The organism is Rhodococcus sp. 24CO, from assembly GCF_050586165.1.
In the GTDB taxonomy this organism is placed as follows: Bacteria; Actinomycetota; Actinomycetes; order Mycobacteriales; family Mycobacteriaceae; genus Rhodococcus_F.
The window spans coordinates 280,272-295,714 of record NZ_JAZFNF010000007.1; the positions used below are offsets into that span (position 1 = coordinate 280,272).

Annotated in this window: 13 protein-coding genes; 4 read left to right on the forward strand and 9 right to left on the reverse strand. The window is 63.1% G+C overall.

Annotation, left to right across the window (positions count from 1 at the left end; genetic code table 11):
• Positions 1-16: 16 nt before the first annotated feature.
• From nirB to V2B23_RS19095, 3 genes are all read right to left on the reverse strand, one after another.
• Complete coding sequence (gene nirB, locus V2B23_RS19085) at positions 17-2,518, reverse strand: nitrite reductase large subunit NirB (protein ID WP_430951781.1); 2,502 nt, start codon at positions 2,516-2,518, stop codon at positions 17-19.
• Positions 2,519-2,574: 56 nt separating this feature from the next.
• Positions 2,575-3,975: an MFS transporter gene (locus V2B23_RS19090; protein ID WP_430951965.1), complete on the reverse strand. Its 1,401-nt coding sequence runs from the start codon at positions 3,973-3,975 to the stop codon at positions 2,575-2,577.
• 115 nt (positions 3,976-4,090) lie between these two features.
• Entirely contained in the window at positions 4,091-5,320 is a 1,230-nt protein-coding gene (locus V2B23_RS19095) for an MFS transporter (RefSeq protein WP_430951782.1), read from the reverse strand.
• 105 nt (positions 5,321-5,425) lie between these two features.
• On the opposite strand from V2B23_RS19095, the gene V2B23_RS19100 reads away from it, so the two are divergent.
• Positions 5,426-6,106, forward strand: coding sequence for a FadR/GntR family transcriptional regulator (locus tag V2B23_RS19100; RefSeq protein ID WP_430951783.1), 681 nt, complete (start codon positions 5,426-5,428; stop codon positions 6,104-6,106).
• Here V2B23_RS19100 and V2B23_RS19105 read toward each other — a convergent pair.
• The 3 genes from V2B23_RS19105 to V2B23_RS19115 are packed head-to-tail and all read right to left on the reverse strand — an operon-like array spanning position 6,103 to position 9,205.
• Complete coding sequence (locus tag V2B23_RS19105; protein WP_033231496.1) at positions 6,103-6,957, reverse strand: TIGR02569 family protein; 855 nt, start codon at positions 6,955-6,957, stop codon at positions 6,103-6,105. The two genes, V2B23_RS19100 and V2B23_RS19105, sit on opposite strands and share 4 nt — an antisense overlap.
• Positions 6,958-7,004: 47 nt before the next feature.
• On the reverse strand, positions 7,005-8,192 hold the full coding sequence (moeZ, locus tag V2B23_RS19110) for an adenylyltransferase/sulfurtransferase MoeZ (RefSeq protein ID WP_430951784.1): 1,188 nt from the start codon (positions 8,190-8,192) through the stop codon (positions 7,005-7,007).
• Positions 8,193-8,215: 23 nt separating this feature from the next.
• Complete coding sequence (locus V2B23_RS19115) at positions 8,216-9,205, reverse strand: DUF3152 domain-containing protein (protein ID WP_430951966.1); 990 nt, start codon at positions 9,203-9,205, stop codon at positions 8,216-8,218.
• Between the two features lie 410 nt (positions 9,206-9,615).
• On the opposite strand from V2B23_RS19115, the gene V2B23_RS19120 reads away from it, so the two are divergent.
• Positions 9,616-10,278 (forward strand): TetR/AcrR family transcriptional regulator, encoded by a 663-nt coding sequence (locus V2B23_RS19120; protein WP_033231167.1) that lies wholly within the window; start codon positions 9,616-9,618, stop codon positions 10,276-10,278.
• A gap of 96 nt (positions 10,279-10,374) precedes the next feature.
• Here the strand turns inward: V2B23_RS19120 and V2B23_RS19125 are convergent, their stop codons facing one another.
• Both V2B23_RS19125 and V2B23_RS19130 read right to left on the reverse strand, forming a co-directional pair.
• Positions 10,375-10,605 (reverse strand): DUF3107 domain-containing protein, encoded by a 231-nt coding sequence (locus V2B23_RS19125; RefSeq protein ID WP_033231168.1) that lies wholly within the window; start codon positions 10,603-10,605, stop codon positions 10,375-10,377.
• Positions 10,606-10,710: 105 nt separating this feature from the next.
• The gene (locus tag V2B23_RS19130; RefSeq protein WP_430951785.1) at positions 10,711-11,406 is read right to left on the reverse strand and encodes a ferritin-like fold-containing protein; all 696 of its coding nucleotides are present in this window, start codon (positions 11,404-11,406) and stop codon (positions 10,711-10,713) included.
• Positions 11,407-11,835: 429 nt separating this feature from the next.
• Between V2B23_RS19130 and V2B23_RS19135 the strand changes: the two genes are divergently transcribed.
• Together V2B23_RS19135 and V2B23_RS19140 are read left to right on the forward strand one after the other, a co-directional pair.
• The gene (locus tag V2B23_RS19135; protein ID WP_430951786.1) at positions 11,836-13,374 is read left to right on the forward strand and encodes a DEAD/DEAH box helicase; all 1,539 of its coding nucleotides are present in this window, start codon (positions 11,836-11,838) and stop codon (positions 13,372-13,374) included.
• A gap of 9 nt (positions 13,375-13,383) precedes the next feature.
• The gene (locus V2B23_RS19140) at positions 13,384-14,586 is read left to right on the forward strand and encodes an Rv3212 family protein (protein ID WP_430951787.1); all 1,203 of its coding nucleotides are present in this window, start codon (positions 13,384-13,386) and stop codon (positions 14,584-14,586) included.
• Between the two features lie 6 nt (positions 14,587-14,592).
• Here V2B23_RS19140 and V2B23_RS19145 read toward each other — a convergent pair whose 3' ends face one another.
• Positions 14,593-15,390: a ParA family protein gene (locus V2B23_RS19145; protein WP_430951788.1), complete on the reverse strand. Its 798-nt coding sequence runs from the start codon at positions 15,388-15,390 to the stop codon at positions 14,593-14,595.
• Positions 15,391-15,443 lie beyond the last annotated feature (53 nt).

The window sequence follows — 15,443 nt, forward strand, 5'->3', positions numbered from 1 at the left end:
ACGGGTTACGCAGCGATTACCGGCGCGTAGGGATGCTCGGCATTCCCATCAGAACGGGAACCTTGCGCACTCCGGTCTCGTCGAACACGACCGTCGGATCGGCTTCTTCCGGCGCATTGACAAACGACACGAACCGCGACAACTTCTCCGGATCACCGAGCACACCAGCCCATTCGTCCTGGTAGCCCTCGACGTGCTTGGCCATCAGGGCCTCGAGTTCCTCGCCGATGCCCAAGCTGTCCTCGCAGATCACTGACTTGAGGTGGTCGAGTCCGCCGTCCAGCGAATCCACCCACGGCGCGGTGCGCTGAAGGCGATCAGCCGTGCGGATGTAGAACATGAGGTACCGGTCGATGTACTTGACCAGGGTGACGTCGTCGAGGCCACCAGCGAGCAACTGAGCATGCTTGGGCGACTGTCCGCCGTTGCCGCCCACATACAGATTCCAACCGTTCTCCGTTGCGATGACGCCGACGTCCTTGCCACGAGCTTCGGCGCATTCGCGGGCACATCCGGAGACACCGAACTTGATCTTGTGTGGCGAGCGCAGGCCGCGGTAGCGGTTCTCGAGGTCGACAGCCATTCCCACCGAGTCCTGGACGCCGTAGCGGCACCAACTCGATCCGACGCAACTCTTGACCGTTCGCAGGGACTTGCCGTACGCCTGCCCCGACTCCATTCCCGCGTCGACCAGGCGTTTCCAGATTGCGGGCAACTGCTCTACACGAGCGCCGAACAGGTCGATGCGCTGGCCACCGGTCACCTTGGTGTACAGACCGAAATCACGCGCCACCTCACCGATCACGATGAGCTGTTCACCGGTAACCTCGCCGCCGGGCATGCGCGGTACGACCGAGTACGTACCGTTCTTCTGAATGTTGGCCAGGAAGTGGTCGTTGGTGTCCTGCAGCGACGCTTGCTGACGGTGCAGAATGTGATCGGAATCCGTGGACGCCAGGATCGACGCGACGACAGGCTTGCAGATATCGCAACCGGAACCCTTGCCGTACTTGGCAATCAGAGCGGAGAAGGTTCGTGTCTGCGTCGACTGCACGATCTGGAACAACTCTGCGCGCGACTGCGCGAAGTGCTCGCAGAGCGCCTTCGACATCACGACGCCGGAATCGGCGAGCAACTGCTTCACAGTCGGAAGGCAACCGCCGCAGGTGGTTCCCGCGCTGGTGCACGCCTTCACTGACGCGATGTCGCACGCGCCCGCCGCGATCGCGCCGCAGATGGCGCCCTTCGTCACTCCGTTGCACGAGCACACCTCGGCATCGTCCGGCAGCGATCCCGCACCCGGCTTCTCCCCCGCGGGCGAGATCAATGCCGCTGGGTCACCGGGCAGTTCGCGACCGACCAGCGGGCGCAGTGACGCGTACGCCGACGCGTCGCCCACCAGAATTCCGCCGAGCAGGATCTTCGCGTCGTCCGAGACGACAAGCTTGGCGTACGTTCCCTTGGCTGCATCGCTGAGCACAACTTCGAGAGCACCGGGCGAGGTGGCCATCGCGTCACCGAAGCTGGCGACGTCGACACCCATGAGCTTGAGCTTGGTGGACATGTCGGCGCCCGGGAAATCTGCGGCGCCGCCGAGCAGACGGTCGGCCACGATCTCGGCTGTCGTGTAACCGGGAGCGACCAATCCGTAGCAACGGCCTTCTACCGCAGCACATTCACCGACTGCGTAGATGTTCTCGTCCGAGGTGACGCAGCCGAGGTCGGTCAGGATGCCGCCACGCTCACCCACCGCGATGCCGGCGTCGCGAGCCAGCTGATCACGCGGACGGACTCCGGCCGAGAAGACGAGCAACGACGCGTCGATGGTCGAACCGTCGGACAGTTCAACCACAATTCCGTTGTCGGTCTGCGAGATTCCCGCCGTTCCGACCCCGGTGTGGACGGTGAGCCCCAATTCGGTGACGAGTCGAGCGAGCAGAGCGCCGCCGCCCTCGTCGACCTGCATCGGCATCAGCCGCGCATTGTGCTCGACGACGTGCGCCGTCATTCCCATGAGCGAGAGAGCATTTGCGGCCTCGAGTCCGAGAAGACCACCGCCGACTACTACGCCGACGGCGCCCTTGCCGGCTTTCTCGGCCGCGGCCCGAATACCGTCCAGGTCATCGAGGGTGCGGTACACGAAGCACCCGTCGGTGTCGTGACCGGGAACCGGCGGAACAAAGGGGTACGAACCCGTCGCCATCACCAGCGCGTCGTAGGAGAGCGTGTCGCCGGTCGTTGTCGTGACCGTTCGTGCGTCCTTGTCGATCGAGAGCCCGCCCTCACCCACCCGGAGATCGACGAGGCTGTCACCGGCGTAATCGTTGCCGGCCAGCGCCAATTCCTTAGGGTCCCAAGCTCCGACATACGAGGACAGCCCGACTCGGTCGTACGCTGCGTACTGCTCGTCGCAGAGTACGGTCACCGACCAGGTGTTTGCCTCGTCGCGCGAACGGAGCGCCTCGACGAAGCGGTGTCCGACCATTCCGTGTCCGATGACAACAACCGACTTGCTCATGACGCGCCTACTTCCTGATGTAACGAGAGAGTTCTTGAGATTCTGCGGGCCGGGCGTTACGCCGTGACGGCAACCTTCGCGTCGTCGACGTCTGTAGTGAGCGTGGACGGCTTGCGCAGGAAGACGAACCAGGTCACTGCGATGCAGGCGATGTAGAAGGCCAGGAACACCCAGAACGCCATCGTCGCCGACTTTGCGGGGCTGGTGTACGACGCGCGCAGCACCAGATTGATGCCGACACCGCCCAAACCGCCTACCGCACCGGCAAATCCGATGAGAGCACCGGAAATGCTGCGCGACCACGTTGCCTTTTCCGCCCGATCCATATGGTCGAAGCTCTGAGCCTTCGCCTCGAAGATCGCGGGGATCATCTTGTAGACGGATCCGTTGCCGATACCCGAGAGCAGGAACAGTGCGATGAATCCGAGAACGAACGTCACCATGATCCCGGCACTTGCGACGCCTGCGGTGCTGTCGTCCATCGTTCCGGCGGTCACGAGGACCGATGCCGCGAATGCCATGCCGACAAACGTCCACATCGTGATCTTGCCGCCGCCGATACGGTCGGCGAGTTTGCCGCCGAGGGGGCGAGCGATCGAACCGAGGAGCGGGCCGATGAAGGCGATCTGGGCTGCATGCAGCGCCGCCGCGGCCGGAGTGGCACCGCCGGCGAGGAAGTTGATCTGCAGGACCTGACCGAAGGCGAAGCTGAATCCGATGAAGGAACCGAACGTGCCGATGTACAGGAAGCTGATCACCCAGGACTCGGAGAACTTCAGCGCGGTGGCCATCGAGCGCAGGTCCGACTTCTGGTTGCCCAGGTTGTCCATGAACAGTGCAGCGCCGACGGCAGCAGCCGCGATGAACACGAGGTAGATGGCGCACACGATCCAGGGCGCACGGTTACCGACGGTGGCGATCACCAACAGGCCGATCAGCTGGATCATCGGGACACCGATGTTGCCGCCACCCGCATTGAGACCGAGCGCCCACCCCTTGAGCCGCTGCGGGTAGAAGGCATTGATGTTGGTCATCGACGACGCGAAGTTGCCGCCGCCGATGCCTGCGGTTGCCGCCACCAACATGAACGTGGTGTATGACGCACCCGGGTTCATCATCAGGTACAGCGTGAGAAGTGTTGGTATGAAGAGGAACAGCGCACTCATGACGGTCCAGTTGCGACCGCCGAAACGCGCAGTGGCAACCGTGTACGGAATGCGGAGAACGGAACCCACCAGGGTGGGAACCGCGACGAGGAAGAACTTTCCGGCCGCGTCGATGCCGTAGATATCGGTGGGCATGAACAACACCATGACGGACCAGATCGACCAGATCGAGAAGCCGACGTGTTCGGCTACCACTGACCAGATCAGATTCCGCTTCGCGATGTCCTTGCCGCCGGATTCCCAGGCGTCGACGTCCTCTGCATCCCAATGCTCGATGTAATGACTCACCAGGGCCTCCTGAATGTGTGGGAGACCTAAAGGTAGAAAACGGTTATTGCGCCGGTGCTGCGCGCGGTGACCGCGAAGTCAATTGATCCTCACCCGGTAACAGGACCCCATGTGAGGACTATCGGGCGTGCCAGGAGTCCTCGAGCATCCGCGGCTTGCAGGCCTGATAGGCGCCTACCAGCACTACAACGACGGCAAGAACGAGCAGTCCGAAGGGTGCCGCATATCCGTCCGTCGCATCGTGAAACACACCGAACAGCAACGGTCCGAGGCACGCCACTGTGTAACCGATGCCCTGCGTGAAGCCGGACAACGCCGATGATCCGACGTGCGAACGTGTGCGGAGGTTGATCAGCGTCAGCGCCATCGGGAAGGTACTCGGACCAAGACCCAGGACGACAACCCAGACGATCGGTGCGGCCATCGGCGCAAAGTACAGGCCGGCAAAGCCGATCAGATAACAAGCAGCACAGGCGATCACCACGGGGAACGGATTGGCGATACGAGCGCAGAGCGTCGGCGCACCGAAAGCCGCGACCAGACCCATCACCGAGAAGACGCCGACCATGGTTCCACCGAAGGCATCACTGGCACCGGCGTCGGCAAGGATCGACGGAATCCAGGTGAACATCGAGTACGTGATCAGCGAGGTCATACCGAACATGCCGGCCATGCCCCACGCAACGGGTGAACGCCATACCTGACCTCGTCGGCTCGCGTCGGCGGCCGGTGCAACAACTGTTTCGGCTTCGGCCTTCCGCGAGCGTGCCAAGGTGATCAGCCACGGAACGGCGGCGGCAAATCCGAAGGCAGCCCACCATCCGATGGAGAACCGCCACCCGAAGGCGTCGGCCACGGGAACCGCAACAAATGCTGGGACGATGGTGCCGATCTGCACGGCGACGATGTAGACCGAACTCATGGTGGCAAGACGATCGGAGAAGTATCGCTTGACCAACGGCGGGATCACGACGTTGCCGATGCCCATGCCCGCCAACGCGAGAGCCGACAGGGCCAGCAGCGACCATGTCTGAGACATCATGGCGCGCAACAGCATTCCGACAGCAGCCATGATCATGGCCACCAACGCGGTGCGTTCGAGGCCGAGGCGCTTCGCCACAGCGGGCGTGAGGAGACCGAAGACGGCGAACATCGCCGTCGGCACCATCCCGAAGACACCTACCACGGAACCGGAGAACCCGAACTCGTCCTGGATTTGCGACGCGAGCGGAGAGAACGACGTCACCGCAAGTCGAAGTACGAGCGCAGACATCGCGATAGCAGCGAATACGAGCACACGGCCTTTGACGAGCGGGCGGGGTTCTGTTCTCTCCAGTTGAGCAGTCACCGAGAAATCATAGGATGACCGGACGAACTCGCACAAGCGCGGTAATCTAACGTCACATTCACACCACTACGCACCGCCACTACCCAGACCCCGAGGAAACACCACGTGCAACCCGTTCGACGCGCAAGCCTCATCTCGCAGGTCACCGAACAACTCCGCGACGAGATCCGGAGCGGAACCTGGCCGATCGGCTCCAAGATCCCCACCGAACCGGAACTGTCGGAGCTGACCGGCACCGGCCGCAATACCGTGCGCGAGGCGGTCCAGGCGCTCGTTCACGCCGGAATGCTGGAACGTCGTCAGGGATCGGGCACCTACGTAGTTGCGATCTCCGACCTCGGTGGCACTCTCGGCAACTACTTCGCCGGCGCGCACCAGCGGGATGTACTCGAACTTCGACGCGCCCTCGACATCACCGCGGCCACCCTCGCCGCCGCACGCCGAACCGAGGAAGACATCGCCGAACTGACGCGGCTACTCGAACTCCGCACCGCGTCGTGGGAGGGCCAGGACATCGATGCCGCCACCACCGCCGACGTCGCCTTGCACCGAGCGATCGTCGCAGCCAGCCACAACGAGGTCTACCTGGAGTTCTACGACTCCCTGCTCCCGGTCATCGAAACCACGATTCAGCGGCACATCGATGCAACCGGCGAGGGATTCCACTCGCAGCACGCGAACCTCGTCAACGCTGTCGTCGACGGGGATACGTCAGCAGCATCGCAGGCAGCACGCGAGTTGTTCGAGGGCCTGGTCTCGGACTTCGGTACAGGCGCGGTGCTCTAGAGCAGCAAGCGCACGATGTCGGATGTGCGGGCTAGCCCCGGGAACGCATCCGCCGTCGAACGTGGATGCAGAACATGAACGGCCAGTCGGAACATCACCGCACGTAGAAGCATCTGCGGCCACTCGGGAAGGTCTTCCCACCGGCCCACCAGTGCCTCGTCGGCGCCGCCCCACGATATGGCGTCGACAACCGCGACAGCTGCGGCCCACGCCGCCGGTCGCCAGTAGGGCGTGATGTCGGTGATCCCGGGAGCCATGCTGCCCGAGAACAGAACGGTGCCGAACAGATCACCGTGCACCAATTGATCGGGACTCTGAACCGGTTTGCGGAGAGTGGCCAGACCAGCGATCAGTTCGAGGCTCTTGCGCCCGTCAGGAGTCGGCGACTCGAGTTGCTCGACGCCCTTCGCAATTCTCAGCGGAACCGTTTCCCAGGCTGCACGGTCAGCGGCAACAAAGACGTCGACCTCCGCCCACGGCGGCACCGGCGGCTGTGCCAGGAAGCGCGGACGCTCCAGCGACGCAGTAGCAGCGTGGAGCCGGCACGACATGGAGACAACCTCGTCGTGCCGCGGTTCGGGCGTTCCGACGATGAAAGTGTCGGCGCGCCAACCCGATACGACATATCTACCGTCGGTGGATCGGACCGGACGGGCCAGACGCACCCCGTCGACTTCGAGATTCTCACGCACTTTTGCGGACCAGGCCGCGCGCGCATGATCCGCGACGGCAGAGAGGACGACGTCTCCACACAGCCAACCGCCGTCCCAATCCGCACCGAGTGGGATGGGCTCGACTTCGCGGAGGCCGAAGGTGGAGCACACGTGCTGGGGAGGTTGGCCTGTGCTCACCACCCCAACGCTACCGGTGCGAACCCGCTACGGGGCGCAAGGCACGCCTAGTAGAGGGGCAGAGAAGTATCGACCTGTTTCGCCCACGCGACGGCGCCGCCCTGCACATGAACGGCATCCGCGAATCCAGCGCTCTTGAGGACGGCAAGCGCCTCCGCCGACCGGATACCGGTTTTGCAGTACAGAACTATCTGCTTGTTCTGCGGCAACGCCGCCAACGCTTCACCCGAGACGATCCGGCCCTTCGGAATCAGAACCGCACCCGGCAGGTGCATGATGTCCCACTCGACGGGTTCTCGCACGTCAACGAGCTGCACCTCGCGGCCGCTCTCGATCAGCTGCGCGAGTTCCGGCGCCGTGATCGTCGACTGCGCCACTGCCGCGCTCGCCTCCTCGGACACCACGCCGCAGAACTCGTCGTAATCGATCAGTTCCGTCACCGGTGCGCGCGACGGGTCACGTTGCAACCGGATTGTGCGAAACGTCATCGACAACGCGTCGTACATCATCAGGCGACCGAGCAACGGTTCGCCGATTCCCGTGATCAGTTTCACGGCCTCGGTGGCCATGATCGAACCCACAGTCGCCGGCAGGACACCGAGCACACCGCCCTCCGCACACGACGGCACCATGCCAGGTGGCGGAGCTTCGGGATACAGGTCCCGATAGTTCAGGCCCATACCGCCAGGCGCGTCTTCCCAGAACACGGAGACCTGGCCTTCGAAACGATAGATCGAACCCCACACGTACGGCTTACCGGCGATGACAGCCGCATCGTTCACCAGATACCGCGTCGCAAAGTTGTCGGTGCCGTCGAGGATGAGGTCGTACTGCGAGAACAACGCCACCGCATTGGAGTTGTCGAGGCGGAACTCGTGCAAGCGCACGTCGACGTGGTCGTTGATCTCGAGGATCGACTCGCGCGCACTGACAGCCTTGGACCGGCCGACGTCCGAGCGGCCGTGAATGACCTGCCGTTGCAGGTTCGACATGTCGACTTCGTCGAAATCGACGATGCCGATCGTTCCCACTCCCGCCGCAGCGAGGTAGAGCAATGCGGGCGATCCGAGTCCACCGGCACCGATGAACAGGACTTTCGCGTTCTTGAGCCGCTTCTGACCCGACATCCCGACGTTCGGAATGATCAGATGCCGGCTGTACCTGGCGACTTCTTCCCGGCTCAACTCAGCGGCTGGCTCCACCAGAGGTGGCAGGACGACGGGTGATGCGGACACGAACGAACTCCTGAATTATCTACTTACGCTCTAGGATACGGCCACGGATTGAAGCGGCAGGTCAGTCCGTTCATCGGGACAACGCCGTCAGGATCGAGGACCGCGATGTCGTTGTTGGCGGTTCCGAACGTCTGCTGCATCATGATCGGCGCCAACCCACCTTCGGTTTCGCACGGCTGATGTTGGGCGTATCCAATGGCATGGCCGACTTCGTGGTTGATCTGATACTGCCGGTACGAACCGATGTCACCCTGGAACGAGATTGCTCCGCGAACCCATCGCGGCTCGTTGAGCAGGACTCGATCCATACCCGGGTTGTAGCACGAGCCCTCGAGTTCGATCTCGTAACCGCAGCCGTCGCGGATGGTCATCTGAGAAGTCAACGAGATACGGAAATCGGGCGAACCGGCATCGATCCGCCGGAATGCGACCTTCGGATCGTTGGTCCAACTCTTGGGATTGGCCAGCGTCTGATCGATCATCCGGCCGTACGACTCGTCGCCGCCGAATCCGGTCGTGTCGACGCCGTCCTCGATTTCGACGGTGTACGTGAACTCACGCTCGGTGCCCTGCCCGACCTTGCCGGTAGTTCCCGGGACTATGTGCCACGTGCCACCACCGGTGACCGCAAACGGTCCACCCTCCGGCAGCGCTCCGGACGGTATCGACGCCGCGAACTGGCCGTCGGCCGCCGGCGGCGCCCCGATGACATCGGTCCCGTCAGTGCTGTGCGCGAGATCGGCAGTAGCCGTCGTCGACGAAGAGGAATCCGAGACCGGGTCAGTACGCAAAGCGTCGAAGATGACAAAAATCGTCAGAATCGCGAGCACCGGAATCGCGTACGCACGCCACCCGTACGTCGCGACGAACTTGCCGAGCCGACTCTGCTTTCGGGCGCTGCGATCAGGCCTCGGGGTGCGTGGGGTCTTGCCCACCTGCCGCTTCGTGGGATCCCACTGCGCTCGCAGCGGCTGGTGCGACGCAATTCCTCGGTAGTCGCGCTCTCCGTACATACGGTCCTCGTGCGCACGGTCCTTGTGCGCACGGCCCTCACCGTCGGAGTTGCCCCACGGCTCGCTCACTCCGCTGCGCATTCGAAGCTCGTCACGGTCAGGGTTCTGCGTAGTTCGTCCACGCATGCGCGGTCCCCCTGGGTCAGTCACGGCTCCAGAATCTCACATCCCGCAAGCGGCAGGCTCCGACCGCACAAAACCCGCAGGCAAGGGCGTGTCAGATGTGCCATCCACCACATCACACCGCGCGAGGTTCCGCTTGCCGAGACGAAAAAACGCGAGCGCGCGACACACGGTATCGTTCATGCAGCTACGGCCGATGTGACGGAGGATACTGGCGAGTACGCATTCGCGACTCGACATATTCGTGCCGCGGCCGAATTTTACTTTTGCTCAGATTGGACAGCGACATGACAGAACTCGCGGATCGGACAGAATCCGATCGCGGTACATCGGCCGGTAAGCCGGCTGGAACCCGTCGCAGCACCCGCCTTCCGCGAGATGCGCGCCGACTCCAGCTTCTCGCCGCTGCCAGCGAGGTGTTCGTAGCCAACGGCTACCACTCTGCGGGTATGGACGAGATCGCCGAATGCGCAGGCGTCAGCAAGCCGGTCTTGTACCAGCATTTCCCAGGCAAACTCGAACTGTATGTAGCGGTTCTGCAGAGTTACGTCGACAGCCTCATCTCCGGTGTCCGCCAAGCCCTGCGCTCTACCACCGACAACAAACAGCGTGTGCGTGCCGCTGTTCAGGCATTCTTCGATTTTGTCGACAACGATTCACAAGGCTTCCGCCTCGTCTTCGAGTCCGACATCATGGGTGAGCCGCAGGTGCAGACGCGGGTCGAGCAAGCCACCGAAGCATGCGTCGACGCGGTCTTCGACCTGGTCAGCCACGATTCCGGCCTCGACCCCTACCGGGCGCGCATCCTTGCCGTCGGCCTGGTCGGCGCCAGCCAGTTCACGGCTCGCTACTGGCTGGAAGCAGCTCGCCCGATCCCCAAGGAAGAAGCCATCGAAATCACAGTCACCCTGGCCTGGGGCGGTCTCTCGAGGGTTCCCTTGCAGTCCTGAAGACACAGCAGTCCTGAAGACACAGCAGGCCTGATCTTCATGAGAAAGGGCGGGCAGTCTCAGCTGAGACTGCCCGCCCTTTCCCTACCTAACGCATCAGACGGTAGGCGCAAACCCAACCTTGCGAATATCGGACGGGCCGATTTCCACGTATGCGACGCGGCTCGCCTGCACCAGGAACTTGCGGCCCTTGTCGTCGACGAGCGAAAGAACCGGCTCGCCGCCACCGAGGACGCCTGAGACCAATGCCTCAACCTCGTCCGGGGTCTGTTCGCTGTTGACGATGAGCTCACGCGGGCTGTCGATTACACCGATCTTGACCTCCACGGTCAACCTCCGAACTGTTCGTGAAATACATCAGCTGTCCTGGCCAGGCTAATGCAGCATCACTCCCACATGCTCGCTGCCGCGCTGTGCCGATAGCGAACAGGCTCAGACCAGTCCGAGTGTGGCCATGCGCTCAGCATGCTTTTCCTGCATACCGTCGAACAATGCGACCACACCGTTGAGATCACCGGAGGCGGAAATCACCAGGTCCGTGAGATCGTCGCGCTGCGCGAGAACAAACTGCGCCTGCGTGATCGCCTCACCGAGCAACCGGCGTCCCCACAGCATGAGACGGTCCTTGACCCGGCTGCTCGACTCCACGGCGGCCTTCACTTCGAGGACCACGAATTCGGAATGCCCGGTCTGGGAAAGAACGTCCTCGACGATCTCGGCCACGTCTTCCGGTAGCGAGTGACCGATTTCCCGATAGAAGTCAGCGGCAATTCCGTCACCGACATACGCCTTCACAAGGGATTCCATCCACGTCGACGGAGTGGTCGACGCGTGGTAATTGTCCAGCGCACGAACGAAGGGATCCATGACCGCAAAGATCTCGTGCCCACGTTCCGTCAGAGCCGCGCTCAACGTCTCGAAGTGCGCCATCTCCGCCGCTGCCATGCTGGCGAAGGCAACCTTTCCATGCAGGTCAGGGGCCATCTGCGCGTCCTCGGACAAGCGATAGAACGCTGATATCTCGCCGTACGCAAGTACCGCGAACAAATCGATTACGCCGGGATGATCGGACGGCACCCAGCCGCCGGTTCCAGTGTCAGTCGAAGCATCAAGATCGTGTGCGCCCATGCCTACGAACTCTAGTGCCACATCCCCGCTCGGTCTCTTCGATCACGCCATGTCGGCAGGGGTGATCTAGGCCATGCTTTGCTGGGAATTGCCCGGTTACCGTTACAATGGTTTCGGGAGTCCGCTTAGTTTCCCCCGCGCTTTGATTCAGCGGGGACGATCTAGTACTCACGGACCCCACAGATAATGTGCGCGCACCTGCATCGAAGGTTGTTGCCCGCTTCGCCGCGATTTCACGGACGGCATCAGAACATCGGTCCGCGAAACCCCAGTGCTGAGGCGTAGGCAGAGCCGACGAACAAGAGGGCATCGACTTCGGCCGATTTACGGCCAGGCCCCTTACCTTGTGCGTGCGTACCGCAACGAGGAAAGGCTAGTCCCCTGAGCAAGATCACGATCGACCACGAAGACGAAGCAACAGAAAACACCGTGTCAGTCCAGCTCGACGACACTCATGTACCCCCGACGTTTGCCGAACTCGGTGTCCGCGACGAAATCGTCCGCGCACTGAACGAGATCGGCATCGAACGCACTTTCGCCATCCAGGAACTCACACTTCCGTTGGCTCTCGCCGGCGACGACCTCATCGGTCAGGCCCGAACCGGAATGGGCAAGACCTTCGGTTTCGGCGTCCCGCTCCTGCATCGCATCGTCACCGCCGAGAACGGCACAGCTGTCCTCGACGGCACCCCCCGCGCATTGATCATCGTTCCCACCCGCGAACTGTGCATCCAGGTTGCCCGCGACCTCGAGAACGCCAGCAAGTACCTCCGCGTCGGCGATCGTGGTCTTCAGGTTCTGCCCATCTACGGCGGCCGGCCGTACGAGGCGCAGATCTCGGCACTGCAGAAGGGCGTCGACGTTGTTGTCGGCACCCCGGGCCGCCTGCTCGACCTCGCCAACCAGTCACACCTGATCCTGGGCAAGGTCGGCGTCCTCGTCCTCGACGAGGCCGACGAAATGCTCGACCTCGGCTTCCTGCCCGACATCGAACGCCTCATGGGCATGGTCCCCGACAAGCGTCAGACGATGCTCTTCTCCGCAACGATGCCCGGCCCGATCATCACCCTGGCGCGCACCTTCCTGACGCAGCCGACGCACATCCGCGCCGAAGAGGCCGAATCCTCCGCAGTGCACGACCGCACGAGCCAGCACATCTACCGTGCACACGCGCTCGACAAGGCCGAGATGGTCGCTCGCGTTCTGCAGGCCGAAGGCCGCGGCGCGACCATGATCTTCACCCGTACCAAGCGCACCGCCCAGAAGGTTGCCGACGATCTTGCCGAGCGCGGCTTCTCCGTCGGTGCCGTCCACGGTGACCTCGGACAGATCGCCCGTGAAAAGGCACTGAAGGGCTTCCGCAACGGCAAGGTCGACGTTCTGGTCGCCACCGACGTCGCGGCTCGCGGTATCGACATCGACGACGTCACCCACGTCATCAACTACCAGTGCCCCGAAGACGAGAAGACGTACGTCCACCGCATCGGCCGCACGGGCCGCGCAGGACGCACCGGTATCGCCGTCACGCTGGTCGACTGGGACGACATCCCTCGCTGGCAGCTCATCGACAAGGCACTGAGCCTCGGAATTCCCGATCCGGTCGAGACGTACTCGAGCTCGCCGCACCTGTACGAAGAGCTGTCCATCCCGGCCGACGCGAAGGGCACCATCCGCAAGGCTGCGCCTGCGAAGGCACAAGCTGCGCCCGAAAAGGCGAACACGGACAAGAAGGCTGCTTCCGACACCGACGGAAGCGAAGAGAAGGCTGCTCCTCGTCGCAACCGGACCCGTCGCCGTACCCGGGCCGGCAGCGAGTCAACCGACGCACCTCAGACAACAGCAACTCAGGTAACAGCAGCACCCGCCGACGATGCAGCCACTTCAGCCGACTCCGACGCCGCATCCAAGCCGCGCCGTCGCCGTCGTCGTCGCCCGGCGCAGGCCGTTGCGGCAGCCGCAGCAGAGTAAGCTCCCCATGTGCTGGCACCTGAACGGCGTACTCGCTCTGATGTAATCGCGGCGCTCGGTATCGCGCTGGCCGTGATCGTGGCGGTGACCGTGGTGTGGTTGCGCAGTGATGCGCGCGGAACCACCTCGGTCACCGCTGACACGGCTCTCCCTCCGCTGACGACGTCCGCGGTTCTTCCGGACATTCTGCGCGAGGTGTGGGCATTTCCGAGCGCGGATTCCACGGCTCCGATCGCCGTGGGCAACGCGGCAGTCACAGCGGACGGCTCCGACGTCGTCGGCCGTGACCCCGCCACCGGGGACGAAGTGTGGCGTTACTCGCGCAACTATCCACTGTGCGGAGCTGTCGAATCGTGGGATCGAGTTGTCGCGGTGTACCAGGACGATCGTGGGTGCTCACAGGTCACGTCACTGGTAGCTGACACCGGAGCACGTAAAGACCAGCGCAACAGCGACGCCGATCCGTCAGTGACCCTGTCCGCCGACGGCACCTATGTCATTTCCCTCGGCGAGACCCGCATGGAACTGTGGCGATCCGATCTGGTGCGCACCCTCGAGTACGGCCGGGTCGACGCCCCGGTCAATCCCAACAAGCAGCCGCACGCCGGTTGCGAATTACTCAGTGCCGCTTCCAGTTCCAGCCGCGTGTCCGTCCTCCAGAAATGCGAGGGCGACGCGTCGAACCGCCTGACGATCATGAATCCCGCCCCTAAGGATGCTCAGGAACCGCAGGAATACGGCACTGTCGTACTTCCGGATTCCGAGGGCGCCCGCGTCGTCGCCGTTTCCGGTGAAAAGACCGCCGTTTATCTCCCTGGCGGTAACGGAACCGTTTCTCGCCTCAGCATTTTCGACGGCGCCGGCACCGCACTGGTCGACTACCCCGTCGAGGGAGTAGACCCGGAGCGCGCAACCGTGCATGCAGACAAGAACAGCATCACGTGGTGGACGGGCACCCAGACGATCAATCTTCGCTCGAATGACTTGTCCCCCACCTGGATCGTCGCGGGAACGTCCGGTCCGGGCACACTGGTGTCCGATCAGCTTCTGGTTCCCGTGCCCAACGGAATTGCCGTGATCAACCCCACCGACGGCACCGTCATCCGCATGATCGGCGTCGACCGCGGCAACGTCACGTCACCGATCGTCATCGCGAGCGCCGGCGACACTGTTCTCGAACAGCGCGACGGCACCCTGGTCGCGCTGCGCTGACCTCCCTCAGACCGTCAGGTCCGGCGCAAAGGTGACGACTTCACTTCCCGCCCAATGCTTTACGAGGTTCGCCGCCAGATCGCGATAGGCGTCGGCACCCTTGTTCTTCCGGCCTGCCAAGACCGTCGCACCAGACGCCGACGCCTCGGCGAACTTGACCGTCCGCGGGATCGGCGGAGCAAGCACGGGCAACGAGTAACGGTCGCTCACGTCGGCCAGAACGTCACGACTGTGAGTTGTCCGCGCGTCGTACAGCGTCGGCAATGCGCCGAGCAGAACCAGGTCGGGGTTGGTGATCGCCTGCACTTCGCGCACCGTACGCAGAAGCTGTCCGACACCGCGATGCGCCAGCGTTTCACATTGCAGCGGAACAAGAACCGACTGCGCGGCAGTCAGTCCGTTGAGCGTCAACACACCCAACGACGGCGGGCAGTCGATGATGACGACGTCGTAGTTTCCGAGCAGCGGAGACAGCGCACGCTTGAGCGCGAACTCTCGGCCCGGACGCATCAGCAGGAGCGCCTCCGCTCCCGCCAGATCGATGGTTGCGGGCAGGAGATCCATGCCGTCGCCGGTCGACAGGACCGCATCGGCAGCGTCGAGATCACCCGCAAGGACTTCGTTGACAGAACGTTCGAGCCGATCGGGATTGTGCCCGAGCGAGAACGTCAGGCATCCCTGAGGATCAAGATCCACCACCAGTACACGTTGACCGAGAGCGGACAAAGCCGCACCGAGGGAGGCGACGGTCGTGGTCTTGGCCACGCCGCCCTTTTGATTTGCCACTGCGAGAACCGTCGTCACAGATAGATCCTTGCGCATTTCGAGCGAAGAGGCGAACGCTACACGCGGATGTC